This window comes from Variovorax sp. IB41, assembly GCF_016405905.1.
GTDB lineage: Bacteria > Pseudomonadota > Gammaproteobacteria > Burkholderiales > Burkholderiaceae_C > Variovorax.
Genome location: NZ_JAEFCB010000010.1, coordinates 189,486 through 213,693, shown reverse-complemented (window position 1 = coordinate 213,693; position 24,208 = coordinate 189,486). Strand labels below are relative to the sequence as shown.

The window sequence follows — 24,208 nt, the reverse complement described above, 5'->3', positions numbered from 1 at the left end:
GTTCTCAGTGCGCCGCGCCGATGGTGTCGGCCACGGCCTGGAGCAGCTCGCCGCGTGCGCAGGGCTTGGCGACGAGGCGGCGCAGCCCGAGGGCGCGCGCGGGGTTCGAGTCGCTGTGCAGGCTGCGGCCCAGGCGGGTCGAGAGGCCGATGAGCGCCGCGCGCGGATAGCCGGCCCGCACGGCGCGCACGGTGTCGGCGCCGCCGCCCCGCAGGTCGGGCACATCGACGATCACCAGGTCTGCCTCGCTACCGCCGTGGGAGGAGGTGGCGAGGCCCTGCGCGGGCAGCGCCCGCACGGCGTAGCCCTCGCCCAGCAGCCATTCGCAAATCAGTGTTCGCATGGCGCTATCTTCCTCGATCACTACGACGGTGGGCATGGTCTCTCTGCAGGTGCGGGCGGCGCGGGTTGCCGCCATGACGCTATTGGCGCTCCTGCACATGCCGCGCTCATGTCGGCGGCGGCGCGGGCGTTTCATCTGTAATGCGCCCGCACGCCGCGCGCAGCGAAGTTGCATTACCCTTCGCCTCCATGAGCGCCAGCCACCACATCCTTGTTGTCGACGACGATCCGGCCATCCGGGAACTGATGGCCGAGTACCTCACCGAGAACGAGCTGCGCGTGACCACCGCCGTCTCGGGCGCCGAGATGAAGAAGGCGCTCGCGGAATCGGTCATCGACCTGGTGGTGCTGGACCTGCGCCTGGGCGGCGAGGACGGCATGCACCTGGCGCGCCACCTGCGCGAGACCAGCGCCATCCCGGTGATCATCGTGACCGGCAAGCGCGATGAGGCCGACCGCGTGATGGGCCTGGAGATCGCGGCCGACGACTACATCACCAAGCCCTTCAGCAACCGCGAGCTGCTCGCGCGCATCCGTGCGGTGCTGCGGCGCTACCAGGTGCAGCGCGACGCCATCGCGGCGGCGCCGGCCAAGGGCGGCACCGAGCGGCGGGCCTACCGCTTCGCGGGCTGGGAACTGAACGTGCTGGTGCGCCGCCTCACCGCGCCGGACGGCCGGCGGGTGGAGCTGAGCAACGGCGAATTCAACCTGCTGCTGGCGCTGTGCGAGGCGCCGCAGCGCGTGCTCTCGCGCGACCAGCTGCTCGAGCTCTCGCGCCTGCACGGCGCGGAGGTGTACGACCGGTCGATCGACGTGCAGATCCTGCGCCTCAGGCGAAAGATCGAGGTCGATGCCTCGGCGCCGCAGTTCATCCGCACCGAGCGCGGTGCGGGTTATGTGTTCGACACGCAGGTCGACGCGCTGAACTGAAGCTTCAGAGGCTTTGCACCTGCACCGGCTTGCCGGGCTGGCCCGCCACCTGCGGCGCGATCACGAGGTACCGGCGCGAGGCATCCGCACTCGACTGCACGATCTGCCGGATCGGCCCGATCGCGTTCACGATGGCCGAGCCCGCCGGGTTGGTCATGAAGTTGGCCAGCGGCTGCAGCGCGCCGCCGCCGTCGGGCTGCTCGGCAAGCGCGAGCACGTAAGGCGACTTCGGCTCGAGCCCCGTCGCGGAGGCCTGCAGCACCTGCGTCAACCCCTGGTCGAACAGCGTCACGCTGGTAGGCGCACCCGCCTTGTCGCCCTGCACGGCCATGAGCGTGAGGTGCGCGGCCTGACCCGCCACGCCGAGCGGCTGCAGCCCTTGCGTGCCATCGCCTTCGGGCACCGCGTTCGGCACATAGGCGATCGCCTGCGGCGCCTGGCCGATGGGCACTTCGCCCACGACCTTGTTCGTCGCGGTGTCGATGACGGCGAGCGCATCGGCGTTCTCCAGCCCCACATAGATGCGCGAGCCGTCGCCCGAGGGCCAGATGCCGTGCGGCAGCTTGCCCACCGGGATGGTCGCGACCTGCGAGAAATCGTCGGTGCGGAACACCTTCACCTGGTTGAGCCCGCCAACGGTCACGTAGGCGAAGGTGCCCTTCTTCGTGGCGGCGAAATTGACGTGGTTGGTGATCGGCCCGGTGTCGAACGACTTGATGACAGCGAACGGCGGCTTCGCGTCGAACACCATCGTGCGGCCCACGTCCTTGAGGGTGAACCACACCTGCTTGCCATCGGGCGTGGCGGCGATGTTGGGGCAGAAGGGGCTGTTCTGCTTCACGCGGCCGACGATCTGCTTACTGGCTGTGTCGATCACCACGGTCTCGGGGTTGAACGACGAGCACACGTAGCCGTACTTGCCGTCGGGCGAGAAGATCTGCATGCCGGGCCCGGCGGGCGTGACGATGCGGGTCTTCTCCTGGAAGGTGGCCGCGTCGATCACCGACACGTAGTTCTCCCCGCGCACCGTGACCCACACCTCCTTGCCGTCGGGCGTGAAGAAGGCCTCGTGCGGCGAGCGGCCGACGTAGGTGGTGTGCTTGACCGCATTGGTCGCGGTGTCGATGAAGGTCACCGAGTTGGAGCCGATCGACACGATGGCCAGCGTTCGATGGTCGGGCGAGAAGCCCATGCCGTGCACCAGCACCTGGCCCTTGTAGAGCGGGCTGAAGTTGCCGGGCGACGGATCGCCCAGGCGGATCACGCCCAGCAGCCTGTTGTCGGCCGGGTCTGTCACGGAGACGGTGTTGGAGAACTGCTCGGCGGCATAGAGGCGGTCGCGGTGGCTCACCGGAATGTCGGCGGACGCGGCGGCACCAGGGGCCTGCCCTGCGTGCGCGAACGACGTGGCGAAGGCTAGCGATGCGCACAGCAGCGCGACAGCTTGACGAATGGGGGTCATGGGTTGTCTCGGTGCTCCATGTGCATGCCGGGCATCGTGTGCCGATGCGGCATGGCATCTGTTGTGTTGGTGGCGGAAAGGCCCTGCGTGGGCGCGGGTGCCGAAGGCGGCAGCGGCTGGCCGAGCGCGAGGTGCATCGCCGCGATCTCCTGCTGCTGCTCGACGATGATTTCCTGCGCGATGCGGCGCAGCTGCTCGTTGCGGCCGTAGCGCAACTCGGCCTGCGCCATCTCGATCGCGCCCTGGTGGTGCGGGATCATCATCGCGGCGAAATCGCGGTCGACGTCGCCCGAGGGCTTGATCTCCATCGCGGCCATCATGCGGTTCATGGCCGCGTCGTTCTCGGCGGCGAAGGCGGCGGCGAGCGAGTCGGCCGCCGCGGGCAGCACGCCCGCGGCAGCGACCAGCGCGGCGCCCACTACGGCCGCCAGCGCGATGCCGCGCTGCCGGCGTGGTGACGTGGCGCTCACTGGCCTGCGTTCTGAGGCGTGGCCATCGCGACGGCGCTGTTCGTCGCCACCGCGTTGCCGCCGTGCGCGAGGAAGAACGAGCCGCTGTCTTCGCCGTAGAGCGCATCGAAGTGGCCGCTCTTCTCGGCAGTGGCCAGCTCGGCCTTGACCTCGGCGCGCGGCTCGGTCGACTTGAAATTGCGCGAGAGATACGCCGAGCCGCTGTCGCTGGCGACCAGCACGCCGAGCGTGCCGTCGGCCTTGGCCTGCGCCAGTTCGGCCTTCACTTCAGAGCGCGGTTCGCTCGATTGGAAGTGGCGCGACAGGTAGGCCGAGCCGCTGTCTTCGCCCGTCAGTGCAGCCAGTTGGCCGCTGGCCTGCGCCGCCTTCAGTTGCGCGACGACTTCGGCGCGGGTCAGGCTCTGGGCCGAGGCGGCGCCGGCGGCGGTGAGCATCAAGGTGGCGGCAAGGGCAGCCATGGCGGCATTGAGTTTCTTCATGATCGTTTCCTTCTTGCGCATCTGAAAAAGTAGAAGGGGTGCGCCGGCAGACACGCGTCCGGCAGGCCCCGAGCCAACACTGGGTGATCCAGGCACCGGGGGCGGTGCTTGTCTCGGGCTCTACTTTGCAAAGCGCGCGTTGCGCACGAATTGCGCGCGCGGCGCGGCCGATTCAGATGAAGCGGGAACGATTGCAGATGAAATACAGGGTCATTCGAACCAGCGGTTGGCCCACTGGTTGAGCGGCGTCAACCGCTTGACGAGTTCGCCGCCCGCCTCGGTGAGCACGTAGCCCGTGCCCGAGAGCTCGACGACGCCAGCCGCGCGCAACTCCTTGAGCCGGTCGTTCAGCACCGAGGGCGACATGTCCTCCGTGCTCGTGCGCAGCGCCCTGAAGCTCTGCGGCGAGCCATCGCGCAACTCCCACAGGATGCGCAGCGTGCCCTTGCGGCCCAGCTGCTCCAGCAATCGCATGATGGGCCGCCGCGCCGCGGGGGGCGTGGGGGACGCGGGCTGCGAGGCCGATGTTTCTTCGTTGTCCATATCGTGCTTCCGGTGATCGAACGGGCCCCTCTTGCGCTACGCATTTCGTAGCGATAGACTGCGCCGGATCGCTACGCTTTTCGTAGCGATTTCGACGCATTCTACGAAGGATTCCGACCATGACGACCGCCGCCCTGCCACCCCTCAGCGCGCCACGCATTCCACCGCTCGAAGCGCCCTTCCCCGAACCCATCGCCGACCTGCTGGCGCGGATGAATCCGCCCGGACAGCCCGAGATCCTCGCGCTCTTCCGCGTGCTGGCCGTGAACCCCGAACTCGCCGAGCGGACGCTGGGGCTGGGCCGTTACCTGCTGGGCCGGAAGGCCGCCGTCGGCCTGCGCGACCGCGAGGTGGTGATCACCCGCGCCTGCGCCCGCTGCGGCGCCGAGTACGAATGGGGCGTGCACGTCGCGGCGTTTGCCGATGCGGCGGGGTTCAGCGCAGTCGATCGGCGCGTGATGGCGTCGGTCGCCGAAGACGTGGAACTGCTCGCGCCGCGCGACAGGCTGCTGGTATCGATGGTCGACCAGTTGCACGACCGCAGCGACATCGACGACGAGCTCTGGCAATCGCTCAGCGAACACTGGAGTCACGCGCAACTGATCGAGCTGATGATGCTCGCGGGGTGGTACCACGCGGTGAGCTATGTGTGCAATGCGGCGCGCGTGCCGTTGGAGAAATGGGCCGCGCGCTGGTAGGCCTCAGCCTTTCTCGGCCCGCATCAACCGCAGCCCGTTCGCCACCACCAGGAGGCTCGCTCCCATGTCCGCGAACACCGCCATCCACATCGTCGCGCTGCCGAACACCGCGAGCACGAAGAACACGCCCTTGATGCCCAGCGCCAGCGTGATGTTCTGCCAGAGCACCGCGTGCGCGCGGCGCGAGAGGCGGATGGTCTCGGGAATGCGGCGCAGGTCGTCGTTCATGATGACCACGTCGGCCGCTTCCATCGCGGTGTCGGTGCCCGCGCCGCCCATGGCGAAGCCGATGTCGGCCTGCGCGAGCGCGGGGGCGTCGTTGATGCCGTCGCCGGTCATCGCCACCGCGCCGTAGCGCGCCTGCATCGCCTGGATGGCGCCGAGCTTTTCCTCGGGCAGCAGGTTGCCGCGCACGTCCTCGATGCCGGCGTGGGCGCCGATGGTCCTGGCGGTCGCGGCGTTGTCGCCGGTGAGCATCACGGGCACGACGCCCAGCGCGCGCAGCTCGGCCACGGCGGCCTGCGACGATTCCTTGATGGTGTCGGCCACGGCGAAGAGCGCGAGCACGGCCTGGCCCGATGCGAGCAGCGTCACGGTGCGGCCGGCCTCTTCATGGCGCTGGAGCTCGGCTTCGAGCGCCGGCGTGCACAGGCCCTTCTCCTCGATCAGCCGGTGGTTGCCGAGCATGTAGGTCTGGCCCGAAAGCGCGGCCTGCACGCCGCGGCCCGGCAGCGCGGTGAAATCGCCGACCTCTGCGCGCTCGCCCTTCAGGCCCGCGGCGATGGCCTTGGACACCGGATGGTCCGAGCGGCCCGCGATGCTCGCGGCGATCGCGAACACCGCCGCCTCGTTGCCCGATGCATCGAGCAGCGTCGACTCGACCAGCTTGGGCTTGCCTTCGGTGATGGTGCCGGTCTTGTCGAACGCCACCGCCTTGAGCTTGCGCGCCTCCTCGAGGTAGGTGCCGCCTTTGATGAGGATGCCGCGCCGCGCGGCCGATGCGAGCGCGCTCACGACCGTGACGGGCGTGGAGATCACCAGCGCGCACGGGCAGGCGATGACCAGCAGCACCAGCGCCTTGTAGAGGGCCTGCAGCCAGGTCCAGTCCATGAACAGCGGCGCGAACAGCGCAATCGCCAGCGCCAGCACGAAGACCGTGGGCGTGTAGATGGCGGCGAACTTGTCGACGAAGCGCTGCGTGGGCGCACGCGTGCCCTGCGCCTCTTCGACCGCGTGGATGATGCGCGCGAGCGTGGTGTTGGCGGCCACGGCCGTGACACGGAATTCCAGCGCGGCGGTCTGGTTGATAGTGCCCGCGAAGACCGCATCGCCGACGGTCTTGTCGACCGGAATGCTCTCGCCCGTGACGGGCGCCTGGTCGATGGCGCTCAGGCCCGCGGTCACCACGCCGTCCAGCGGCACGCGCTCGCCGGGGCGGATGCGGGCGATGGCGTCGAGCGGCACCGCGTCGGCGCGCACCGTCTGCCAGCTGCCGTCGGGCTGCTTCACCTCGGCCTCTTCGGGCGAGAGCGCGAGCAGGCCCTGGATCGCATTGCGGGCGCGGTCCACGGCGCGCGCTTCGATCAGTTCGGCGATTGCATAGAGCGCCATCACCATCGCGGCCTCGGGCCACTGGCCGATGACGAAGGCGCCCGTTACGGCGACGGCCATCAGCGCGTTGATGTTGAGGCGGCCGCGCACCAGCGCGCCGAAGCCCTTCTTGTAGGTGTCCAGGCCCGCGAGGCCGATGGCCGCGAGCGCGAGCCCCATCTCGACGGCCATGAAGCCCTTGCCTTCGAGCGCGAGGAACGAGATCGATTCGGCCGCGATGGCCAGCACCAGCGCGGCGACCAGGCGCGCGAGGCCGGTGCTCATGCCCGCGATGCGCGCCGGGACGACAGGGGTGGCCGGGTCGGCTGCATCGCCGACCGGCTCGGGCTTGAAGCCGGCCTTGCGGATCGCATCGAGCGCCTGGGGCAAGGCCGCATCGTCGGCCGTGATGGCCATCGTGCGTTCGCCGAGGCGAAAGCGCAGGCCCTTGACGCCCGCAACCGGCTCGAGCGCGCGGCGGATTTCGGATTCTTCGACCGCGCAGTCCATCGTGGGAATGCGAAAGAGCAAGGCGCCCTTGGGAATGTCGGCGGTGTCCGCGGCGGGGGACGAGGCGCAGACCGGGCTGCCGCAGCAGCTTGTTTCTGCATGCGCATGAGGATGGCCATGCGAATGATCGTGACCGTGGTCGTGGTCTTGATGAAGGGCCGGCGTCACGGGCTTCAGGGCGTTCTGGTTCGTCATGAAGTCGATTGGAAACCCTGAAGCAGGTGTAGAGTCAAACGCAAATCCCTTCACTTCGATTTGCCGCATCATGAAAATCGGTGAACTCGCCAAGGCCGCGAACACGCCGGTCGAAACCATCCGGTACTACGAGCGCGAGCAGCTGCTGCCCGCGCCCGCGCGCACCGATGGCAACTACCGCATCTACGACGACGAGCACGCCCAGCGCCTGGGCTTCATCCGGCGCTGCCGCTCGCTGGACATGACGCTGGACGAGATCCGCAGCCTGCTGAAATTCCGCGACGCGCCGCAGGACGATTGCGGCCAGGTCAACCAGCTGCTGGACGACCACATCGGCCACGTGGCAGCGCGCATCTCCGAACTCAAGACCCTCGAGAAGCAACTGAAGGCGCTGCGCCTGCAGTGCTGCGGGCCCGAATCGGCCAATGCCTGCGGCATCCTGCAGGAGCTGGACACCACCGCGCTCGCGCCCGAGACCTTCGGCCAGCATGCGGGCCACGTGCACGGCTCGCTGCACGGCACGTCGGCCAGGCGCCCGGCCTGAGATTGGCCTCGCCATGATCTTGCCCGACCTGCTGCGCCGCCTGTGCGATGCGCGCGACCGGCTCCAGTTCGAACTGGAGCCGCCGGCCCGGGTGGCGGACCTGGCGCGCGAGGCGGGCCTGTCGACCTCGCACTTCATCACCCAGTTCAGCGCGCTCTTCGGCGAGACGCCCTTGCAATGCCGCACGCGCGCGCGGCTGGAGCGCGCGCGGGCGATGCTGTTGGCCAGCGACGAGCCGGCCACGCAGATCGGCCTGGCCCTGGGGTTTACCGACCTGGGGAGTTTTTCGCGCCTCTTCACCCGGCACTTCGGCGTGCCGCCCCGGGACTATCGGCGCAGCGGCCAACCGTCCGCGGCGCCCGCGGGTTGCATCGCGCTCATGAACCTGGCCCATGCGGGCGACCGCAATTTCGGCGAAGTCGCGAGCGGGCATGTCGGGCAGGATGGCGGCTTTCCACCTCACTGAACCCCTTCATCACCATGCGCATCAACCTCACCAGCATCTTCGTGGACGACCAGGACAAGGCCCTGGCCTTCTACACGCAGGTTCTCGGCTTCGTGAAGAGCCTGGAGATACCGGCCGGGGAGTACCGGTGGCTCACGGTCAAGTCGCCCGAAGGCGGCGAGACGGAGCTCTCGCTGGAGCCCAACGCCAACCCCGCGGCCCGCGCGTACCAGCAGGCCTTGATGAGCCAGGGCATCCCGGCCACGGCGTTCCAGAGCGACGACCTGGAGGCCGACGCGAAGCGCCTGCGCGGGCATGGCGTGCGCTTCACGATGGACCCGATCGACCAGGGGCCGATCAAGCTGGCGATCTTCGCGGACACCTGCGGCAACCTGATCCAGCTCTACCAACCGCTGACCAAGCCCTGATCGGCGGGGATCGGTGTTTGGGGGGGCCTACTTCCCGATGAGCTGCGTGAGCTTCTCCGCCTCGAAGCATTCGTCGCGCGCCGCATCGCCGGGCACGCAGTCCCCGTTGCCCGGACGCGCCGAGAGCTTCTCGATCGCCTGCCACAGCAACGCGATCTGGTGCTCCTGGCTCGATGCGTTGTCGATCAGCCCGCGCATGGCCTGGCTCAGCGGATCGTCTTCCTGCGTGATGCCGTAGGCCGAGAATTTCTGCGGCGCCGACACGTCGGCGCTCTCGCCGGCCTTCGAGGGGATGATGCGCGCGGGAATGCCCACCGCGGTCGCCCCGGCCGGCACCGGCTTGATGACCACCGCGTTGCTGCCGATCTTGGCGCCATCGCCCACCAGGAAGCCGCCCAGCACCTTGGCGCCCGCGCTCACCACCACGTCGCGGCCCAGCGTCGGATGGCGCTTCTCGCCCTTATAGAGCGAGGTGCCGCCCAGCGTCACGCCCTGGTAGATGGTGCAGCCGTCGCCGATCTCGGCCGTCTCGCCGACCACCACGCCCATGGCATGGTCGAAGAACACGCGCTCGCCGATCTTGGCGGCCGGATGGATCTCGATGCCGGTCATCCACCGCGCCCAGTGCGCGATGAAGCGGGCGGGCCACTTGAAACCGTGCGTCCAACAGGCGTGCGCCCAGCGATGCAGCACCACGGCGTGAAAGCCCGGGTAGACCGTCATCACTTCCCAGGCGCTGCGGGCGGCCGGGTCGCGTTCGAGGATGCACCGGATGTCGGCGCGCAGTCGAGAGAACATCGCTGCCTTTGTTGTCGTTATATCGATAGTGGGCGGGCAGTCTAAGGCCCGGTGTCTTCGCGTACTTTCGATGGGGTTTTAAGCGCCCGAGCCGCCCTCGGCGCCGCCTTTGGGGCCCTTGGCCGCATCGGTCATGGCCTTGGCGATGCCGCGCAGGATGTGGATTTCCTCGGGCGTGGGCTGCGCCCGGTTGAAGAGCTGCTGCAGCCGCGGCATCAGCTTCTTGGGCGCGGCCGGGTCGAGAAAGCCGATGTCCACCAGCGAGCGCTCCCAATGGTCCAGCATGCCCGCCACGGCTTGCGCATCGGCCGCCTGCACCGGCGCCGTGGCATCGCGCACCTCGTAGCCGCCCAGCGCCAGGCGCCATTCGTAGGCCACCACCTGGATGGCCGCGCCCAGGTTCAGCGAGCCGAATGTCGGGTCCGTGGGAATGCTCAGCGCCACGTTGCAGCGGTAGACGTCCTCGTTGCGCATCCCGAAACGCTCCGAGCCGAACAGGAAGGCCACGTGCTGGTCATCCTGCTTGGCCAGCGGCTCCAGGTGCTCGCGCGGCGTGCGCGTGGGCGGGCCGAAGTCGCGCGGAATCATCGCCGTGGCGCACAGATGGGTCACCCCATCGAGCGCCTCGTCCAGCGTTTCGACGATGCGGGCGTTGGTCAGCACGTCGAGCGCGCCGCTCGCGCGCTGGATGGTTTCTTCCCGCCGCAGCACGTTGGCCCAGCGCGGCGCCACCAGCACGAGGTCGTCGAAACCCATGGTCTTCATGGCGCGGGCGGCGGCGCCCACATTGCCGGCGTGGCTGGTCTGGATCAGGATGAAACGAGTGCGCATGGGAGGGTTTGGAGACACTAACGGGGCGGAGCCGGTAAAATGCCCGATTCTCGCCGCCCGCATCGCCGGGCCGCAGGGTCGCCAGGATCACCTCTTGGGGGCCACTCCCACCGTTCTTCTCACAATCCAGAATGTCGTCCCCCAACCTGCATCCCATGCTCAATGTGGCCGTCAAGGCCGCACGCGCCGCCGGCGCCATCATCAACCGCGCCGCGCTCGACGTCGAATCGGTCCGCATCTCGCAAAAACAGGTCAACGACTTCGTCACCGAAGTCGATCACGCCAGCGAGAAGGTCATCATCGAAACGCTGCTTGGCGCATACCCGGGGCACGGCATCCTGGCCGAAGAATCGGGCACCGAATACGGTGCGAAGGATTCCGACTACGTCTGGATCATTGATCCGCTGGACGGCACCACCAATTTCATCCACGGCTTCCCGGTCTACTGCGTGTCCATCGCGCTGTCGGTGCGCGGCAAGATCGAGCAGGCGGTCATCTACGACCCGAGCCGCAACGACCTCTTCACCGCCACCAAGGGCCGCGGCGCCTACATGAACGACCGGCGCATCCGCGTCTCCAAGCGCACCAAGTTGAGCGAGTGCCTGGTGTCCACGGGCTTTCCGTTCCGCAGCGGCGACAACTTCAAGCAGTACCTGGCCATCATGGCGGACATGATGCCCCGCATGGCGGGCCTGCGCCGCCCCGGCGCCGCCGCGCTCGACCTGGCCTACGTGGCCGCCGGCTTCACCGACGCCTTCTTCGAGACGGGCCTGAACCCCTGGGACGTGGCGGCCGGTTCGCTGCTGGTCACCGAAGCCGGCGGCCTCATCGGCAACTTCACCGGCGAGCCCGACTTCCTCGATCAGCGCGAGTGCCTCGCAGGCGCCCCGCGCATCTACGGCCAGCTCGTGCCGCTGCTGGCCAAGTACTCCAAGTTCGCCAACGTGGACGACAAGCTGCGCGCCAGCGACCGCGTGCGCGCCGTGTCGGCATCGACCAAGTCGAACGCCGACGACGCCTCGGTGGACCTGTACGCCCGCAGCACGGTGGTCGATTTCGCCGACGAAGCCACCGAGGGCGACGCACCCGCCGTGGCTCCCAAGCCCGTGCAGCGCAAGCTCACGCGCATCCGCCGCGACGCTCCCACCAGCCCCTCCGAGGGCGACGCTTCCGCCAAGTGATGACGGGGCCCAGCGCAGCCGTCCGGGTCCGAGCCGCGTTGCGCATTGCGCTCAGCCACTACGTGGCGAGCGGGCTCACCGTCGCGCTCGGCCTCCTGTTCATCTCGGGGGGCGTTCACCTCTGGCTCGGCACCATCGCCGCGTCGGCCGCGGCCACGGGCGTGATCGTTACCGCCCCGCCCGACCTGCCCGGCCCGCGCCGCGGCAAGTTCTTCCAGATGCTGCCGGCGCCGCTCATCGGGTTGCCGCTGTTCTTCGCGGTGCAGATGCTGCATACCGCGCCGATCCGCCTGGGGCTCCTGCTGGTGCCCGCCACCTTCATGGCCTTCCTGGCCATGGCCTGGGGCAAGCGCGGCATTCCCATCGCCATCGCGGTGATGTTCTCGATGATCTTCTCGATGGCCACGCCCGCGCCGGTCGACATGGCCGAGGCCGTGCAGCGCACCTGGCATTTCGGCCTGGGCGCGGGGCTCTACGTGATCTGGGCGACGCTGGCCAACCTCGTGCTCAACGGGCGCTTTCGCACCCAGTCGGTGGCCGACGTGCTCTATTCGCTTGCCGCGCTCATGCGCACCGAGGCCAGCCAGTTCACCCCGCAGGACGAAACCCGCGACATCCGCGACACCCCCGCCCCGGTGCTCGGCCAGTTGCTGCGCGAACAGGCGGCGCTCGCCGACCAGCTGCAGGCCACGCGCGACATCGTGCTCGAGTCGCCCCGCACGCCGCGCCGCCAGCGCCTGGCCGCCATGCTGGTGATCGTGCTGGAGATGCGCGACCAGCTGCTCGCGAGCGAGCTCGACCTCGACGCGCTGCTCGCGCATCCCGCCCACTCCGACGCGCTGATCGAAATGCGCCGCGTGCTCGAAGAGCTTTCCGACGAAACCATCGCCCTGGCCGACGCGCTCATGCTGGGCCGCCACCCCGATGCGGTGACCGATCGCCGCCCGCGCCTGGCGGCCATCCACGTCTCGGCCGACGACGAACACCATCACGGCCATCCAGGTCCCACGGCCGCGATGCTCGCGCGCGGCCTGGCGAGCCGCATCGGCCACATCAACGACGAGGTGCTGCGCCTGTCGGCCATGGCGCGCGGCGATGCCGAACCCAACCTGGCCGTGGTGCGCGCCAACTGGCAGCTTTTCGTGAGCCCGACCGACTGGTCGTGGCGCCCCTTCTTCACACTGTGGCGCTGGGACCAGCCGCCGCTGCGCCATGCGATCCGCGCGTCGCTCGCCATCGCGGCCGGCTACGGCATCGCGGTGTCGATGCCGTGGGGCTCGCACGACTACTGGATATTGCTGACCATCGTGGTGGTGCTGCGCGGCAGCCTCTCGCAGACGCTGGAGCGGCGCAACGCCCGCGTGGCCGGCACGCTGCTGGGCTGCGTGCTCGCGGTGGGGCTGCTCTCGGCGCACCCGTCGGCGCTGTGGCTGCTGGTCATCGTGACGGTGGCGCAGGCCATTGCCCACAGCTTCGCGGTGCGGCGCTACCTCATCACGGCGGTGGCGGCCACGGTGCTCGGCCTCGTGCAGGCGCACATGCTCAACACCGGCACCGCGCCCATCTTCGCGCTCTTCGAGCGCATCGCCGACACGCTCATCGGCGCCGCGCTCGCCTGGGGCTTCTGCTACGTGCTGCCCTCGTGGGAGCGCACGCAGCTGCCCGCACTGGTGGCGCGCGTGCTCACCGCGCAGGCGCGGCATGCGCGCCTTGCGCTGGGCCTGGGCCAACTGCAGGCCATCGACAGCAGCCCCGAGCTCGAATGGCGGCTCGCGCGCCGCGAGGCCTTCGACAGCCTCTCGGCCCTCGTGCAGGCCACGCAGCGCGCGCTCTCCGAGCCGCGCGCGGTGCAGCCGCCGCTGGAGCCGCTCGAACACCTGCAGGCCCACAGCTACCAGATGCTCGCGCAGCTGAGCGCCGTCAAATCGATGCTGGTGCTGCGGCGCGACCGCCTCACGCCCGGCGAGGTCGAGGGCCCGCTCGCGCGCACCGCGCAACGCATCGAAGCGGCCATCGGAACTACGCCGACCACCGGCCCCTCTCAACCCGAGAGTCCGGGCTCCACCACGGTGGGCGGCCCGATTCCCCTGCCCGACCCGTTCGACAACGACATCAGCCCCTGGCTGCTGCGCCGGCTCGACCTGGCGACGGCCCTTGCCACGCAGCTGCGCGACGACGCGGCGCGCATTCTCCAACCCCTGAACGAGACAACAGAACCAGCGACCACCACCGCCTGATGATCCGAGACATTCTTGCCCACCCCTGGTTCGGCACCTGGCTTGCCGTCCTCGTCGCCGTCCCGCTCGCGCTTCTTGTCCATCGCATCGGCGGCCTTGTGCTCCGGCGCATCACGCGGCCCGCGCCCGCGGTGCATGCCATGGTCGTCAACTGCCAGTCGCCCGGGCGGCTGGTGCTGCCGCTGGCCGCGCTGCTGCTGGTGTTCCAGGCCGCGCCCGACGACCTGCGCTTCATCGCCAGCGTGCGGCACCTGAACGGCCTCCTGCTCATCGCCGCGACCACCTGGTTCATCGTGCGCGCCATCAGCGGTTTTGCCGACGGCGTGCTCGCGCAGCACCCCTCCGACGTGGCCGACAACCTGCAGGCGCGCCGCGTGCTCACGCAAACACGCGTGCTCGCGCGCACCGCCATGTCGGTGGTCATCGTGGCCGGCGGCGCGATGATGCTCATGACCTTTCCGGGCGCGCGCCAGGTCGGCGCGAGCCTGCTGGCCTCGGCCGGCGTGATCGGCATCGTGGCCGGCCTTGCGGCCAAGCCGGTCTTCAGCAATCTCATCGCGGGCCTGCAGATCGCGCTCGCGCAGCCGATCCGCATCGACGACGTGCTGGTGGTCGAGGGCGAATGGGGCCGCGTGGAAGAGATCACCGGCACCTTCGTGGTCATGCGCATCTGGGACGACCGGCGCCTCATCTTGCCGCTCACCTATTTCATCGAAAAGCCGTTCCAGAACTGGACGCGCCACTCCGCGCAACTGCTCGGCTCGGTGTTCATCTCCGTGGACTACGGCATGCCGCTCGCGCCGCTGCGCGCGGAGGCCGAGCGCATCGTGAAGGCCGCACCCGAATGGGACGGCCGCTTCTTCAACCTGCGCGTGACCGACGCCACCGAGCGCACCATGCAGGTCCGCGTGCTGTGCACCGCCGCCACCTCGGGCCTGGCCTTCGACCTGCGCTGCAGCGTGCGCGAAGGCCTCATCGACTTCATGCAGCGCGAGTACCCGCAGTTCCTGCCGAAGATGCGCGTGGAGGCCGATCCGGCGATGGCCGCGCCGGCGCAAGTCCAGGGGCCCGCCGCGGCCTGACCACAACACCCTCGCGGGGGGCGGCTTGAGCGCGCCGGTGCGACGTGGCACGATCCCGTCGATGACCACCAAGCCCACCGCCGCGCAGCACCTGCGCGACCTTGCGCGCCTGCGCCGCGTGCGCGACCGGATCGACCGCGACTACGCGCAGCCGCTGGACGTCGAGACGCTCGCGCGCGACGCGGGCATGTCGGCCGGCCACCTGAGCCGCCAGTTCCGCATCGCCTACGGCGAGCCGCCCTACGCGTACCTCATGACGCGGCGCATCGAGCGCGCGATGGCGCTGCTGCGCCGCGGCGACCTGAGCGTGACCGAGGTGTGCTTCTCGGTCGGCTGCGGCTCGCTCGGTACCTTCACCACCCGTTTCACCGAGCTGGTGGGCGTGCCGCCCGGCGTGTACCGGCGCCAGGACGCGAACACGACCGAGGGCATTCCTTCATGTGTGGCCCGGCAGGTGACGCGACCGATCAGGAATCGAGAAGCGCCGACCGCGCCTGCCGAAATAGCATCGGCGCCCGAACCCACTTAAAAGCACATTGCCATGGACATCACCATCCACTCCACCTTTCTTCCGCACGCCGACGCCGAGGTCTCGCTGGCCTTCTACCGCGACACCCTCGGTTTCGAGATCCGCAAGGACGTCGGCTACGGCGGCATGCGCTGGATCACCGTCGGCCCCGTGGGGCAGCCCGGCGTTTCGATCGTGCTGTACCCGCCGGCCGCCACCCCCGGCATCACCGACGACGAGCGCCGCACCATCGCCGAGATGATGGCCAAGGGCACCTACGCCACGATGCTGCTGGCCACCAAGGACCTCGATGGCGCCTTCGCAAAACTGCAGGCCGGCAAGGCCGAGATCGTCGAGGAGCCGACCGACCAGCCCTACGGCGTGCGCGACTGCGCGGTGCGCGACCCGGCGGGCAACATGATCCGCATCCAGCAATTGCGCTGAGCCGCACGACAAGAAAACGACGGAGACCTGATGAGCAAAGCCCCGAAGAAGGACACCAAGAACACGCCCCACGCCGCCGACCATCACGACATGATCCGCGTGCAGGGCGCGCGCGTGAACAACCTGAAGGACATCAGCGTCGAACTCCCCAAGCGCCGGCTCACCGTGTTCACCGGCGTCTCCGGCTCGGGCAAGAGCTCCCTGGTTTTCGGCACCATTGCCGCGGAATCGCAGCGGCTGATCAACGAGACCTACAGCGCCTTCGTGCAGGGCTTCATGCCCACGCTCGCGCGGCCCGAGGTCGATGTGCTCGACGGCCTCACGACCGCGATCATCGTGGACCAGGAGCGCATGGGCGGCGATCCGCGTTCCACCGTGGGCACCGCGACCGATGCCAACGCGATGCTGCGCATTCTCTTCAGCCGCCTCGGCAAACCGCACATCGGCTCGCCGAGCGCCTTCGCCTTCAACGTGCCCTCGGTGAAGGCGACCGGCGCCATCACCGTGGAGCGCGGCGCGAGCAAGACGGTCAAGCAGACCTTCAACCGCACCGGCGGCATGTGTCCGCGCTGCGAAGGCCGGGGCGCGGTCACCGACTTCGACCTGACTGCGTTCTACGACGACAGCAAATCGCTCAACGAAGGCGCGCTCACCATTCCGGGCTTCAGCATGGAGGGCTGGTACGGCCGCATCTTCAACGGCTGCGGCTTCTTCGACCCCGACAAGCCGATCCGCAAGTTCACCAAGAAAGAGCTCGACGCCCTGCTGCACAAGGAGCCGACCAAGATCAAGGTCGACGGCATCAACCTCACCTACCAGGGCCTGATCCCGCAGGTGCAGAAGTCTTTTCTCGCGAAGGACGTCGATGCGATGCAGCCGCACATCCGCGCCTTCGTGGAACGCGCGGTCACCTTCAGCACCTGCCCCGAGTGCGACGGCACGCGGCTGAGCGAAGGCGCGCGGTCTTCGAAGATCAAGAAGATCAACATCGCCGACGCCTGCGCGATGCAGATCAGCGACTTGGCCGAATGGGTGCGCGGCCTCGACGAACCCTCGGTCGCGCCGCTGCTCGAGAAGCTCGCGCACACGCTCGATTCGTTCGTGGAAATCGGCCTCGGGTACCTGAGCCTGGACCGCCCCTCGGGCACGCTCTCGGGCGGCGAGGCGCAGCGCACGAAGATGATCCGCCACCTGGGCTCCTCGCTCACCGATGTGACCTACGTTTTCGACGAGCCCACCATCGGCCTGCACCCGCACGACATCCAGCGCATGAATGGCCTCCTGCTGCGGTTGCGCGACAAGGGCAACACCGTGCTCGTGGTGGAGCACAAGCCCGAGGCCATCGCCATCGCGGACCACGTGGTGGACCTGGGCCCCGGCGCGGGCTCGGCCGGCGGCAGCATCTGCTTCGAGGGCACGGTCGATGCGCTGCGCGCCAGCACCACCCTCACCGGCCGCCACCTGGACGACCGCGCCACACTCAAGAAGAAGGTGCGCACGCCCACCGGCATGCTGCCGATCCGCGGCGCGAAGGCGCACAACCTGCGCAACGTGAACGTCGATGTGCCGCTCGGCGTGCTCGTCGTCGTGACCGGCGTGGCGGGCTCGGGCAAGAGCTCGCTGGTGCACGGCTCGATTCCCGCGGGCGCGGGCGTGGTGTCGGTCGACCAGGGCTCGATCCGCGGCTCGCGGCGCAGCAATCCCGCGACCTACACGGGCCTGCTCGACCCGATCCGCAACGCCTTCGCCAAGGCCAACGGCGTGAAGCCCGCGCTCTTCAGCGCCAACTCCGAAGGCGCCTGCCCCGCATGCAACGGCGCGGGCGTCATCTACACCGACCTCGCGATGATGGCCGGCGTGGCCACGGTCTGCGAGGAGTGCGAAGGCAAGCGCTTCCACGCCTCGGTGCTCGAACACAAGCTCGGTAAACGCGACATCAGCGAAGTGCTCGCGATGTCCGTCACCGAGGCCACCGAATTCTTCGGCAAGGGCGATGCGCGCACGCCCGCAGCGCACGCCATCCTCGAACGGCTCGCCGACGTCGGCCTCGGGTACCTGAGCCTCGGCCAGCCGCTCACCACGCTCTCGGGCGGCGAGCGGCAGCGCCTGAAGCTGGCCACGCACATGGCGGAGAAAGGCGGCGTCTACGTGCTCGACGAGCCGACCGCCGGCCTGCACCTGGCCGACGTCGCGCAACTGCTCGGCCTCCTCGACCGGCTGGTCGATGCGGGCAAGTCGGTCATCGTGGTGGAGCACCACCAGGCGGTGATGGCGCATGCGGACTGGATCATCGACCTGGGCCCCGGCGCGGGGCATGACGGCGGCAAGGTCGTGTTCGAAGGCACGCCGGCCGCGCTCGTGAAGGGGCGCGCCACGCTCACAGGCAAGCACCTCGCGGCCTACGTCGGCGGCTGATTCAGTTCAAGCGACGGCCTTGCGCCCCGGGTCCGTCACCGGACAGCCGCCATGCACTTCGAGCAGCCGCACCAGCGCCTCGGAGCTGTGCGCCTTGGCCCAGTCCTTCTCGGAATCGGTGATGCCGGCCACATGCAGAAAGTCGAACTTGCCCGAAGCCAGCTGCGCCGTGGCGGGATAGTGCTTCGGCTCGGTCAGCACCACGTTGCGCAGGCCCACGGCGCCCTTCTCACGAACCACCTCGCCCATCGGAACCCGGTCGCCGTAGTCGAGCAGCGGCTTGTCTTCGCCGAAGCACCCGTGCGCGAGCAGCACGTTGAAGGCCAGCAGCCGGCGCAGCAGCTTGATCGCCCACTGGTCCTTCGGCTGCTGCGCGACCTCGATGACCAGCTCGGAGCCGAGCCATGAATAGGCTTCGGGGTCGTACTCGGCCGGCTCCGTTGCCCAGGGCGTCGATCCGCCCGAGGTGACGTAGAGCCACGAGTTGCGCGCGGGCGTGGGCTCGAACTCGAACACGCCCAGGTGCAGCCAGGCCGGGTCGATGTCCTCTGCGCCGAGCGATGAGAAGACATCGAAGTCCAGCACGTAGATGCCGCTGCGCTTGTCGCCGAACAGCTGCGGGTAGAGCGTCTCCTCGCGGTACGCCCAGACTTCTTCCATGGAACTCATCGGCCTCTCCTTCTCGTGCGCAGGTGCCTCGGGGCCTTGGCGCCGGCGAGAGCATAAGCGTGAGACCCGACAGACGCCACCCGCCTAAAGGACTAGAGTGGCCCGACGCGGGAGTCCTCCTGCGCATCCGTCCAAAGGAATCTCCTTGACACACACGAAGCCACGCCATGGCTGACGCCCCCTTCTTTCACGACGCTTCGGGCACGGTCAGGTTTTCGGTGACGGTGGAGGGCCAGGACGTGAACGCCAGCATCGGACGCGAAGTGCTGCGCTACCACTACCGCACCGCCGAGAACGCCGACCCGCTGGACACCTACGGCATGCACATCGAGGAGTTCGATGCGGCCGTGCGGCGCCGGCTGGCAGCGGGCTCCACGGCGCCCATCATGCTGCGCGAGAACGACCTGCGCGCACCGGCCTGATACCAGGCTGCAAAGGCTGCAAAGGCTGCAAAGGCGCGTTCGAAAAGAGGGACCCGTTCACGCTGAGCCTGTCGAAGCGCCGCGCGAGGCTTCGACAAGCTCAGCCCGAACGGCTCTTGTGGATCGATCGCCAATGCGCTGAAAACGCGCAGGCCGTTGCCTCAGGCCGTTGCTCAGGCCGTGACAGGCGACGCGGCGACCAGGTGCTCGGTCAGGAACCACACCTGCAGTTCGTTGGTGCGCAGCACATTGCTCACGAACACGTCGTTGCTGCCCGCATCGCCCGATTTGTCGACCTTCTCGGCCGCCTCGCGCGCGCCCACGATGATGTGCTCGTGCGCCTCGGCGAGCCGGCGCAGTTGCACCGCGGCGGGTTCGCGGCCGCGCGGCGGGCGGGCGATCTTCGTGGTCTCGGCGATGTCGGCCGCCATCGCGAGCGCGATGCCGCCCAGGAGCTGGATGCGCTCGGCCAGGATGTCCACCAGCAGCACCTGCCCTTCGTAGTGCTGGTCGTACATCAGGTGCAGCTGGTTGAAGGTCGGGCCGACCACCTGCCAGTGGTGCTTCTTGTACATGTCGCGCAGCGTGATCGTGTCGGCCAGGCACTGGTTCAGCAGCGCCACGCTGTCCTTGCAGACCTTCTCCGACAACCCGTTGGGGAGCTTCACGATTTCGCCGAAGCGCTGCGTCTCGTGGCTCTTCTGGTCGAGATCGGGTTTGACTTCTTCCTGCTTCGAGCGGGCGGGCGTCGTGCGCGCGGTCGGCTTGGTGTTCTTCGAGGCTGCCATTGGGGGATGCTCCTGAGTTGGTGATGATGGAATCGATCGACAACTTCTAGCACCCGTCAATCGGGCTGTGCGTAGGCGGGGCGGCAGTGTTCGTGCGGGGCGCTTGTCCCCACGGGGTCTATGCCTTGGCGCCGCGGCGACCCCGGTCTGCCTTGGGCAGCACCGCCTCTTCGACCATCCGCTCCGCCCTCGCCTGCAAGAGATTCAACGAAGCATCGAAGCGCGCCGCATCGTCCTCATCCAGCGCACCCATCAGGTCGGCATTGATCTTCGTCACCAGCGGAAAGAGCTCGTCGTACAGCGCCCGCCCCGCCTCGGTGAGTCCCAGTTGCACCTGCCGCCGGTCCCCGGCCTTGGCCACCCGCGAGATCAGGTGCTTTGCGACCAGCGAGCCCACCGCCTTCGAGGTGCGCGCCCGGTCCAGCTGCGCATGCTCGGCCAGTTGAGAAGAGCCCAGCTCGCCTCGGCTCGCCAGCACCGCGATCAGCCGCCACTCGCGCCGGGTGATGCCGAAGCGCCCTTCGCACAGGCGGATCACCATGCTCCCCGCCACGGCCAGCAGCCGCGACAGGCGGTACAGCAGCAGGTCGTCCAGCGGGCGACGGGACGCGGCGGAGGCTGGGGCGGGCATGTGGGGGTTAGTCCGGGGGATGGTTGATTAGATCAATCGAATGTAGCGTCTCTAAAGTCGTTCGCCACCGAACGAAAGAACCGGAGACCCGCCCATGCCCGTGCCCATGCCCCGCCGCAGCCTCGCCTTCGACCGCCGCCATGCACTCGCCGCCCTGGGCGGGCTGGCCCTCGCGCCGCTCGCCGGGCGCGTGCAAGCCCAGCAGGCCCAGGCCTTCGTGCCGGGCCAGCCGATCAAGGTGCTGATCGGCGTGCCGGCCGGCGGCACGCAGGACGTGCTCACGCGCGCCATCGCGCAGCAGGTGCGCGACTCGCTCGGGCCGCTCATCATCGACAACCGCTCGGGTGCGGCCGGCCGCATCGCGGTCGATGCCGTGAAGACCGCGCCGCCCGATGGCCACACCCTGCTGCTCGGCACGGCCAGCATGATGACGATGTTCCCGAGCGCGTACCGCAACCTCTCGTACGACCCGGTGAAGGACTTCATCCCGCTCATCAACGCGGCCCGCTTCGAGCTCGCGCTCGCCGTGCACAAGGACGTGCCCGCCAGCACGCTCCCCGAATTCATCACCTGGGCCAAGGCACAAGGCGACAAGCTGAGCTTCGGCTCCTACGGCGCGGGCACGCCCTCGCACTTTCTGGGCGAAATGCTCAACCGCGCGGCGGGCCTGAAGATGGTGCACGTGCCCTACCGCGGCTCCACGCCCGCGCGGCAAGACCTCATGGGCGGCACCGTGCCCGTGTACTTCGACACCATCGGCGGCGCGCAGCAGATGCTGCCCTCGGGCCGCGTGAAGGTGCTGGCCACCAGCGGCGAGAAGCGCTCGCCGCTCATGCCCAACCTGCCGTGCTTCGTGGAGGCCGGCTACAAGGACGTGGTGGCCACCGCATGGTTCGCGTACTACGCGCCGCTCAAGACGCCGCAGGCCACCGTCGACAAGCTGCGCGCCGAGCTCACCCGCGCCGTCAATTCGCGCGAGGTGCGCCAGCTCCTGCTGCAGAACGGCATGTACCCCATCGCCGATGGCAGCGAGGCGCTCTTGAAGACCATGCGCGAAGACACGACACGCTGGGCCGGCATCATGAAGGCCGTGAATTTCCAGGCGAACGATTGAGATTGAACGACAGACGACCGAATGACTGAACGAGGAGGAACCAACACCATGCCGAACCCGAACCAACCCACTGCACGACGCATCACCCGCCGCGCCGCCGGCCTCATGGCCGCGGCCGGCCTCATGGCGTCCATCGCCGCCGTGCCCACCACCGCCAGCGCGCAGCTGAAGCTCGACAGCCCCCTGCACATCGTCGTGGGCTACGCCCCCGGCGGCGCCACCGACCGGGTGGCGCGCATCGTGGGCGAGAAGCTCGGCGCCAAGCTGGGCGTGCCCGTCATCGTGGACAACAAGCCCGGCGCGGGCGGGCGCCTGGCGGCGCAGCAGGTCAAGCTCACGCCCGCCAACCAGAACGTGCTGATGCTGGCCAACCCTGCCGTGATGGTGGTCGCGCCCCTGGTCTTCAAGGACAACAACTACGACGCCGAGCGCGACTTCGTGCCCGTGTCGCATGTCAACGCCTACGACTTCGCGCTGGCCGTCTCGCCCACCCTGCCCGTGCGCGAACTGCCGCACCTGCTCGCATGGATGCGCGCCAACCCGCAGCAGGCCAACGTGGGCGTGCCCGCGACCGGGAGCCTCCCGCACTTCTTCGGCCTCATGGTCGGCGAGAAGGCCAAGGTCCAGACCCAGGTGATCGGCTACCGCGGCTCGGCGCCGCTCTTGAACGACCTCATCGGCGGCCAGGTGCCCATCGCCGTCGATACCGAAGACGTGGTGATCCCCCAGCACAACGCGGGCAAGCTGCGCATCCTGGCGCTCTCGGGCGAAAAGCGCTCGCCCTTCGCGCCGAACATTCCCACCTTCAAGGAAGCGGGCCTGGACCTTGCGGCCACCGGCTGGAACACCTTCTTCGCGCCCGCCACCATGCCCAAGGACAAGATCGAGCAACTGGCCGCGACCATCCGCGACGTGATGCAGGACCCCGACACGCAGCGCAAGTTCAAGGACTCGGGCATGACGCCCGTCGTCAGCTCGCAGGCGCAGACGATCGCGATGCTCAAGGCGTACAAGACGCAGTGGGCGCCCGTCGTGCAGAAATCGGGTTACCAGCCCTGACCTTTTTAAAAAAAGAGACATGACCCGACCCAACATCATCTTCATCGTCGCCGACGACCTCGGCTATGCGGACCTGGGCTGCTACGGCGGCCGCGATGCCGCGTTCGGCCCCGTGTCGCCCGTGCTCGACGGCCTGGCGGCGAATGGCTTGAAGCTCACGCAGGGCTACGCGAACTCGCCCGTGTGCTCGCCCACGCGGTTCGCGATGATCACCGCGCGCTACCAGTACCGCCTGCGCGGCGCGGCCGAGGAGCCCATCCGCAGCAGCAGCCGCGGCAGCACCACGCTGGGCCTGCCCACCGACCACCCCACGCTGCCCTCGCTGCTCAAGGCCAGCGGCTACCAGACCGCGCTCATCGGCAAGTGGCACCTGGGCTATCCGCCGCACTTCGGGCCGCTGCGCTCGGGATACGACGAGTTCTTCGGGCCCATGTCGGGCGGCGTGGACTACTTCACCCACTGCGACTCCACCGGCAAGCACGACCTGTGGTTCGGCGAGGAAGACAAGGCGGAAGAGGGCTACCTCACCGACATTCTTTCGAAGCGCGCCGTGGACTACGTGGAGCGCATGGCCGCAAAACAAAAGCAGGAAGAAGCCCCCTTCTTCCTCAGCCTGCACTACACCGCCCCGCACTGGCCGTGGGAGACGCGCGACGACGCCGACAAGGCGCCCGCCGTGAAGGACAACCTGTTCGACCTGGCCGGCGGCAACATCCACGTGTACCGCCGCATGATCCATCACATGGACGAGGGCATCGGCTGGATCATGGCCGCGCTCGAGAAGCACGGCATGGCCGACAACACCCTCGTGGTGTTCACCAGCGACAACGGCGGCGAGCGCTTCTCGGACAACTGGCCGCTCGTGGGCGGCAAGATGGACCTGACCGAAGGCGGCATCCGCGTGCCATGGATCGCGCACTGGCCCGCGGTGATCGCCAAGGCCAGCGAGAGCACGCAGCTGTGCATGACGATGGACTGGTCCGCCACCATGCTCGATGCGGCCGGCGTGAAGGCCGATGCGGCCGGCGTGAAGGCCGATGCGGCCTACCCGCTCGATGGCGTGTCGCTCATGCCCGTGCTGAAAGACGCGACGCAGAGCTTCGCCCGCCCGCTGCACTGGCGCATGAACCACCGCGGCCAGCAGGCGATGCGCGACGGCGACTGGAAGTACCTGAAGGTCGATGGCAACGAGTACCTGTTCAACATTCCGGCGGACGAGCGCGAGCGCGCGAACCTCGCGAAGAAGGAACCTGAGCGGCTGGCCGCGATGCGCGCGAACTGGGATGCGTGGAATGCGACGATGCCGGCGATTCCGGAGGATGCGACGGTGAGCCTGGGGTATTCGGTGAAGGACATGCCGCAGCGCTGACAGCGCCGCCGCGGCACGGCCCCC

26 protein-coding genes are annotated in these 24,208 nt (G+C 68.7%); 15 read left to right on the top strand and 11 right to left on the bottom strand.

The annotated features are described in order from the left end of the window. Positions 1–4: 4 nt before the first annotated feature. Positions 5–379: a response regulator gene (locus JC881_RS19465; protein ID WP_198787346.1), complete on the bottom strand. Its 375-nt coding sequence runs from the start codon at positions 377–379 to the stop codon at positions 5–7. A 152-nt stretch (positions 380–531) separates the two neighbouring features. Here JC881_RS19465 and JC881_RS19460 point away from each other — a divergent pair, with 152 nt between their 5' ends. Then, positions 532–1,272: a response regulator gene (locus JC881_RS19460; RefSeq protein WP_198787345.1), complete on the top strand. Its 741-nt coding sequence runs from the start codon at positions 532–534 to the stop codon at positions 1,270–1,272. Positions 1,273–1,276: 4 nt separating this feature from the next. Here JC881_RS19460 and JC881_RS19455 read toward each other — a convergent pair whose 3' ends face one another. The 4 genes from JC881_RS19455 to JC881_RS19440 form a co-directional block, all read right to left on the bottom strand. Continuing rightward, positions 1,277–2,734: a YncE family protein gene (locus tag JC881_RS19455; protein ID WP_198787344.1), complete on the bottom strand. Its 1,458-nt coding sequence runs from the start codon at positions 2,732–2,734 to the stop codon at positions 1,277–1,279. Then, entirely contained in the window at positions 2,731–3,204 is a 474-nt protein-coding gene (locus JC881_RS19450; protein WP_198787343.1) for a DUF305 domain-containing protein, read from the bottom strand. Before JC881_RS19450 ends, JC881_RS19455 begins: the two co-directional genes overlap by 4 nt. Beyond that, complete coding sequence (locus JC881_RS19445) at positions 3,201–3,683, bottom strand: DUF4148 domain-containing protein (RefSeq protein ID WP_198787342.1); 483 nt, start codon at positions 3,681–3,683, stop codon at positions 3,201–3,203. The genes JC881_RS19450 and JC881_RS19445 overlap by 4 nt, the downstream gene beginning before the upstream one ends. A 210-nt stretch (positions 3,684–3,893) precedes the next feature. Continuing rightward, on the bottom strand, positions 3,894–4,226 hold the full coding sequence (locus JC881_RS19440; protein ID WP_198787341.1) for a winged helix-turn-helix transcriptional regulator: 333 nt from the start codon (positions 4,224–4,226) through the stop codon (positions 3,894–3,896). Positions 4,227–4,345: 119 nt separating this feature from the next. On the opposite strand from JC881_RS19440, the gene JC881_RS19435 reads away from it, so the two are divergent. Further along, entirely contained in the window at positions 4,346–4,924 is a 579-nt protein-coding gene (locus JC881_RS19435) for a carboxymuconolactone decarboxylase family protein (RefSeq protein WP_198787340.1), read from the top strand. A gap of 3 nt (positions 4,925–4,927) precedes the next feature. Here JC881_RS19435 and JC881_RS19430 read toward each other — a convergent pair whose 3' ends face one another. After that, entirely contained in the window at positions 4,928–7,219 is a 2,292-nt protein-coding gene (locus JC881_RS19430; RefSeq protein WP_198787339.1) for a heavy metal translocating P-type ATPase, read from the bottom strand. Positions 7,220–7,289: 70 nt separating this feature from the next. On the opposite strand from JC881_RS19430, the gene cadR reads away from it, so the two are divergent. From cadR to JC881_RS19415, 3 genes are read left to right on the top strand one after another with little or no spacing between them, the layout of a single operon-like run. Then, positions 7,290–7,763 (top strand): Cd(II)/Pb(II)-responsive transcriptional regulator, encoded by a 474-nt coding sequence (gene cadR / locus JC881_RS19425; protein WP_198787338.1) that lies wholly within the window; start codon positions 7,290–7,292, stop codon positions 7,761–7,763. Positions 7,764–7,776: 13 nt separating this feature from the next. Next, entirely contained in the window at positions 7,777–8,229 is a 453-nt protein-coding gene (locus tag JC881_RS19420) for a helix-turn-helix transcriptional regulator (RefSeq protein WP_198787337.1), read from the top strand. Positions 8,230–8,243: 14 nt separating this feature from the next. Then, positions 8,244–8,636 (top strand): VOC family protein, encoded by a 393-nt coding sequence (locus tag JC881_RS19415; RefSeq protein WP_198787336.1) that lies wholly within the window; start codon positions 8,244–8,246, stop codon positions 8,634–8,636. Between the two features lie 27 nt (positions 8,637–8,663). Here the strand turns inward: JC881_RS19415 and cysE are convergent, their stop codons facing one another. Then, positions 8,664–9,455, bottom strand: coding sequence for a serine O-acetyltransferase (cysE, locus tag JC881_RS19410; protein WP_443083362.1), 792 nt, complete (start codon positions 9,453–9,455; stop codon positions 8,664–8,666). 57 nt (positions 9,456–9,512) lie between these two features. Next, on the bottom strand, positions 9,513–10,265 hold the full coding sequence (locus JC881_RS19405; RefSeq protein WP_198787334.1) for an RNA methyltransferase: 753 nt from the start codon (positions 10,263–10,265) through the stop codon (positions 9,513–9,515). A 131-nt stretch (positions 10,266–10,396) separates the two neighbouring features. Here JC881_RS19405 and JC881_RS19400 point away from each other — a divergent pair, with 131 nt between their 5' ends. From JC881_RS19400 to JC881_RS19375, 6 genes are all read left to right on the top strand, one after another. Continuing rightward, complete coding sequence (locus JC881_RS19400; RefSeq protein WP_198787333.1) at positions 10,397–11,446, top strand: inositol monophosphatase family protein; 1,050 nt, start codon at positions 10,397–10,399, stop codon at positions 11,444–11,446. Next, positions 11,446–13,683, top strand: coding sequence for an FUSC family protein (locus JC881_RS19395; RefSeq protein WP_198787332.1), 2,238 nt, complete (start codon positions 11,446–11,448; stop codon positions 13,681–13,683). Before JC881_RS19400 ends, JC881_RS19395 begins: the two co-directional genes overlap by 1 nt. Next, on the top strand, positions 13,683–14,765 hold the full coding sequence (locus JC881_RS19390) for a mechanosensitive ion channel family protein (protein WP_198787331.1): 1,083 nt from the start codon (positions 13,683–13,685) through the stop codon (positions 14,763–14,765). The genes JC881_RS19395 and JC881_RS19390 overlap by 1 nt, the downstream gene beginning before the upstream one ends. Before the next feature lie 61 nt (positions 14,766–14,826). Further along, positions 14,827–15,294 (top strand): helix-turn-helix transcriptional regulator, encoded by a 468-nt coding sequence (locus JC881_RS19385; RefSeq protein ID WP_093431166.1) that lies wholly within the window; start codon positions 14,827–14,829, stop codon positions 15,292–15,294. A gap of 12 nt (positions 15,295–15,306) precedes the next feature. Further along, positions 15,307–15,717 (top strand): VOC family protein, encoded by a 411-nt coding sequence (locus JC881_RS19380; RefSeq protein WP_198787330.1) that lies wholly within the window; start codon positions 15,307–15,309, stop codon positions 15,715–15,717. A 30-nt stretch (positions 15,718–15,747) separates the two neighbouring features. Next, positions 15,748–18,132: an ATP-binding cassette domain-containing protein gene (locus tag JC881_RS19375; protein WP_198787329.1), complete on the top strand. Its 2,385-nt coding sequence runs from the start codon at positions 15,748–15,750 to the stop codon at positions 18,130–18,132. A 6-nt stretch (positions 18,133–18,138) separates the two neighbouring features. Here JC881_RS19375 and JC881_RS19370 read toward each other — a convergent pair whose 3' ends face one another. Next, positions 18,139–18,801 carry a suppressor of fused domain protein gene (locus JC881_RS19370; protein WP_198787328.1) on the bottom strand — a complete coding sequence of 221 codons (663 nt, stop codon included), beginning with the start codon at positions 18,799–18,801 and terminating at the stop codon, positions 18,139–18,141. A 167-nt stretch (positions 18,802–18,968) separates the two neighbouring features. Here JC881_RS19370 and JC881_RS19365 point away from each other — a divergent pair, with 167 nt between their 5' ends. Then, a complete protein-coding gene (locus JC881_RS19365; RefSeq protein WP_042577022.1) occupies positions 18,969–19,223 on the top strand; it encodes a DUF1488 family protein in 255 nt (84 codons plus the stop codon). 173 nt (positions 19,224–19,396) lie between these two features. Here the strand turns inward: JC881_RS19365 and JC881_RS19360 are convergent, their stop codons facing one another. Then, complete coding sequence (locus JC881_RS19360; protein ID WP_198787327.1) at positions 19,397–20,011, bottom strand: Dps family protein; 615 nt, start codon at positions 20,009–20,011, stop codon at positions 19,397–19,399. A 118-nt stretch (positions 20,012–20,129) separates the two neighbouring features. Beyond that, positions 20,130–20,642: a MarR family winged helix-turn-helix transcriptional regulator gene (locus tag JC881_RS19355; protein ID WP_198787326.1), complete on the bottom strand. Its 513-nt coding sequence runs from the start codon at positions 20,640–20,642 to the stop codon at positions 20,130–20,132. A 94-nt stretch (positions 20,643–20,736) separates the two neighbouring features. Here JC881_RS19355 and JC881_RS19350 point away from each other — a divergent pair, with 94 nt between their 5' ends. The 3 genes from JC881_RS19350 to JC881_RS19340 are packed head-to-tail and all read left to right on the top strand — an operon-like array spanning position 20,737 to position 24,184. Further along, positions 20,737–21,756: a Bug family tripartite tricarboxylate transporter substrate binding protein gene (locus JC881_RS19350; RefSeq protein ID WP_233101901.1), complete on the top strand. Its 1,020-nt coding sequence runs from the start codon at positions 20,737–20,739 to the stop codon at positions 21,754–21,756. A gap of 48 nt (positions 21,757–21,804) precedes the next feature. Further along, positions 21,805–22,815, top strand: a complete 1,011-nt coding sequence (locus JC881_RS19345; RefSeq protein ID WP_233101900.1) for a Bug family tripartite tricarboxylate transporter substrate binding protein — start codon at positions 21,805–21,807, stop codon at positions 22,813–22,815. Between the two features lie 19 nt (positions 22,816–22,834). Continuing rightward, positions 22,835–24,184, top strand: a complete 1,350-nt coding sequence (locus JC881_RS19340) for a sulfatase family protein (RefSeq protein ID WP_198787325.1) — start codon at positions 22,835–22,837, stop codon at positions 24,182–24,184. Positions 24,185–24,208 lie beyond the last annotated feature (24 nt).

Excerpts from the sequence above, each read along its gene's own strand:
- JC881_RS19380 (WP_198787330.1), top strand. The coding sequence starts at position 15,307 with ATGGACATCACCATCCACTCCACCTTTCTTCCGCACGCCGACGCCGAG.
- JC881_RS19465 (WP_198787346.1), bottom strand. The coding sequence starts at position 379 with ATGCCCACCGTCGTAGTGATCGAGGAAGATAGCGCCATGCGAACACTG.
- JC881_RS19405 (WP_198787334.1), bottom strand. The coding sequence starts at position 10,265 with ATGCGCACTCGTTTCATCCTGATCCAGACCAGCCACGCCGGCAATGTG.
- JC881_RS19370 (WP_198787328.1), bottom strand. The coding sequence starts at position 18,801 with ATGAGTTCCATGGAAGAAGTCTGGGCGTACCGCGAGGAGACGCTCTAC.
- JC881_RS19460 (WP_198787345.1), top strand. The coding sequence starts at position 532 with ATGAGCGCCAGCCACCACATCCTTGTTGTCGACGACGATCCGGCCATC.
- JC881_RS19435 (WP_198787340.1), top strand. The coding sequence starts at position 4,346 with ATGACGACCGCCGCCCTGCCACCCCTCAGCGCGCCACGCATTCCACCG.
- JC881_RS19360 (WP_198787327.1), bottom strand. The coding sequence starts at position 20,011 with ATGGCAGCCTCGAAGAACACCAAGCCGACCGCGCGCACGACGCCCGCC.
- JC881_RS19355 (WP_198787326.1), bottom strand. The coding sequence starts at position 20,642 with ATGCCCGCCCCAGCCTCCGCCGCGTCCCGTCGCCCGCTGGACGACCTG.
- JC881_RS19385 (WP_093431166.1), top strand. The coding sequence starts at position 14,827 with ATGACCACCAAGCCCACCGCCGCGCAGCACCTGCGCGACCTTGCGCGC.
- JC881_RS19345 (WP_233101900.1), top strand. The coding sequence starts at position 21,805 with ATGCCGAACCCGAACCAACCCACTGCACGACGCATCACCCGCCGCGCC.
- JC881_RS19365 (WP_042577022.1), top strand. The coding sequence starts at position 18,969 with ATGGCTGACGCCCCCTTCTTTCACGACGCTTCGGGCACGGTCAGGTTT.
- JC881_RS19400 (WP_198787333.1), top strand. The coding sequence starts at position 10,397 with ATGTCGTCCCCCAACCTGCATCCCATGCTCAATGTGGCCGTCAAGGCC.
- cadR (WP_198787338.1), top strand. The coding sequence starts at position 7,290 with ATGAAAATCGGTGAACTCGCCAAGGCCGCGAACACGCCGGTCGAAACC.
- JC881_RS19420 (WP_198787337.1), top strand. The coding sequence starts at position 7,777 with ATGATCTTGCCCGACCTGCTGCGCCGCCTGTGCGATGCGCGCGACCGG.
- JC881_RS19340 (WP_198787325.1), top strand. The coding sequence starts at position 22,835 with ATGACCCGACCCAACATCATCTTCATCGTCGCCGACGACCTCGGCTAT.
- JC881_RS19445 (WP_198787342.1), bottom strand. The coding sequence starts at position 3,683 with ATGAAGAAACTCAATGCCGCCATGGCTGCCCTTGCCGCCACCTTGATG.
- JC881_RS19455 (WP_198787344.1), bottom strand. The coding sequence starts at position 2,734 with ATGACCCCCATTCGTCAAGCTGTCGCGCTGCTGTGCGCATCGCTAGCC.
- JC881_RS19415 (WP_198787336.1), top strand. The coding sequence starts at position 8,244 with ATGCGCATCAACCTCACCAGCATCTTCGTGGACGACCAGGACAAGGCC.
- JC881_RS19375 (WP_198787329.1), top strand. The coding sequence starts at position 15,748 with ATGAGCAAAGCCCCGAAGAAGGACACCAAGAACACGCCCCACGCCGCC.
- JC881_RS19440 (WP_198787341.1), bottom strand. The coding sequence starts at position 4,226 with ATGGACAACGAAGAAACATCGGCCTCGCAGCCCGCGTCCCCCACGCCC.
- JC881_RS19395 (WP_198787332.1), top strand. The coding sequence starts at position 11,446 with ATGACGGGGCCCAGCGCAGCCGTCCGGGTCCGAGCCGCGTTGCGCATT.
- JC881_RS19430 (WP_198787339.1), bottom strand. The coding sequence starts at position 7,219 with ATGACGAACCAGAACGCCCTGAAGCCCGTGACGCCGGCCCTTCATCAA.
- JC881_RS19390 (WP_198787331.1), top strand. The coding sequence starts at position 13,683 with ATGATCCGAGACATTCTTGCCCACCCCTGGTTCGGCACCTGGCTTGCC.
- JC881_RS19350 (WP_233101901.1), top strand. The coding sequence starts at position 20,737 with ATGCCCGTGCCCATGCCCCGCCGCAGCCTCGCCTTCGACCGCCGCCAT.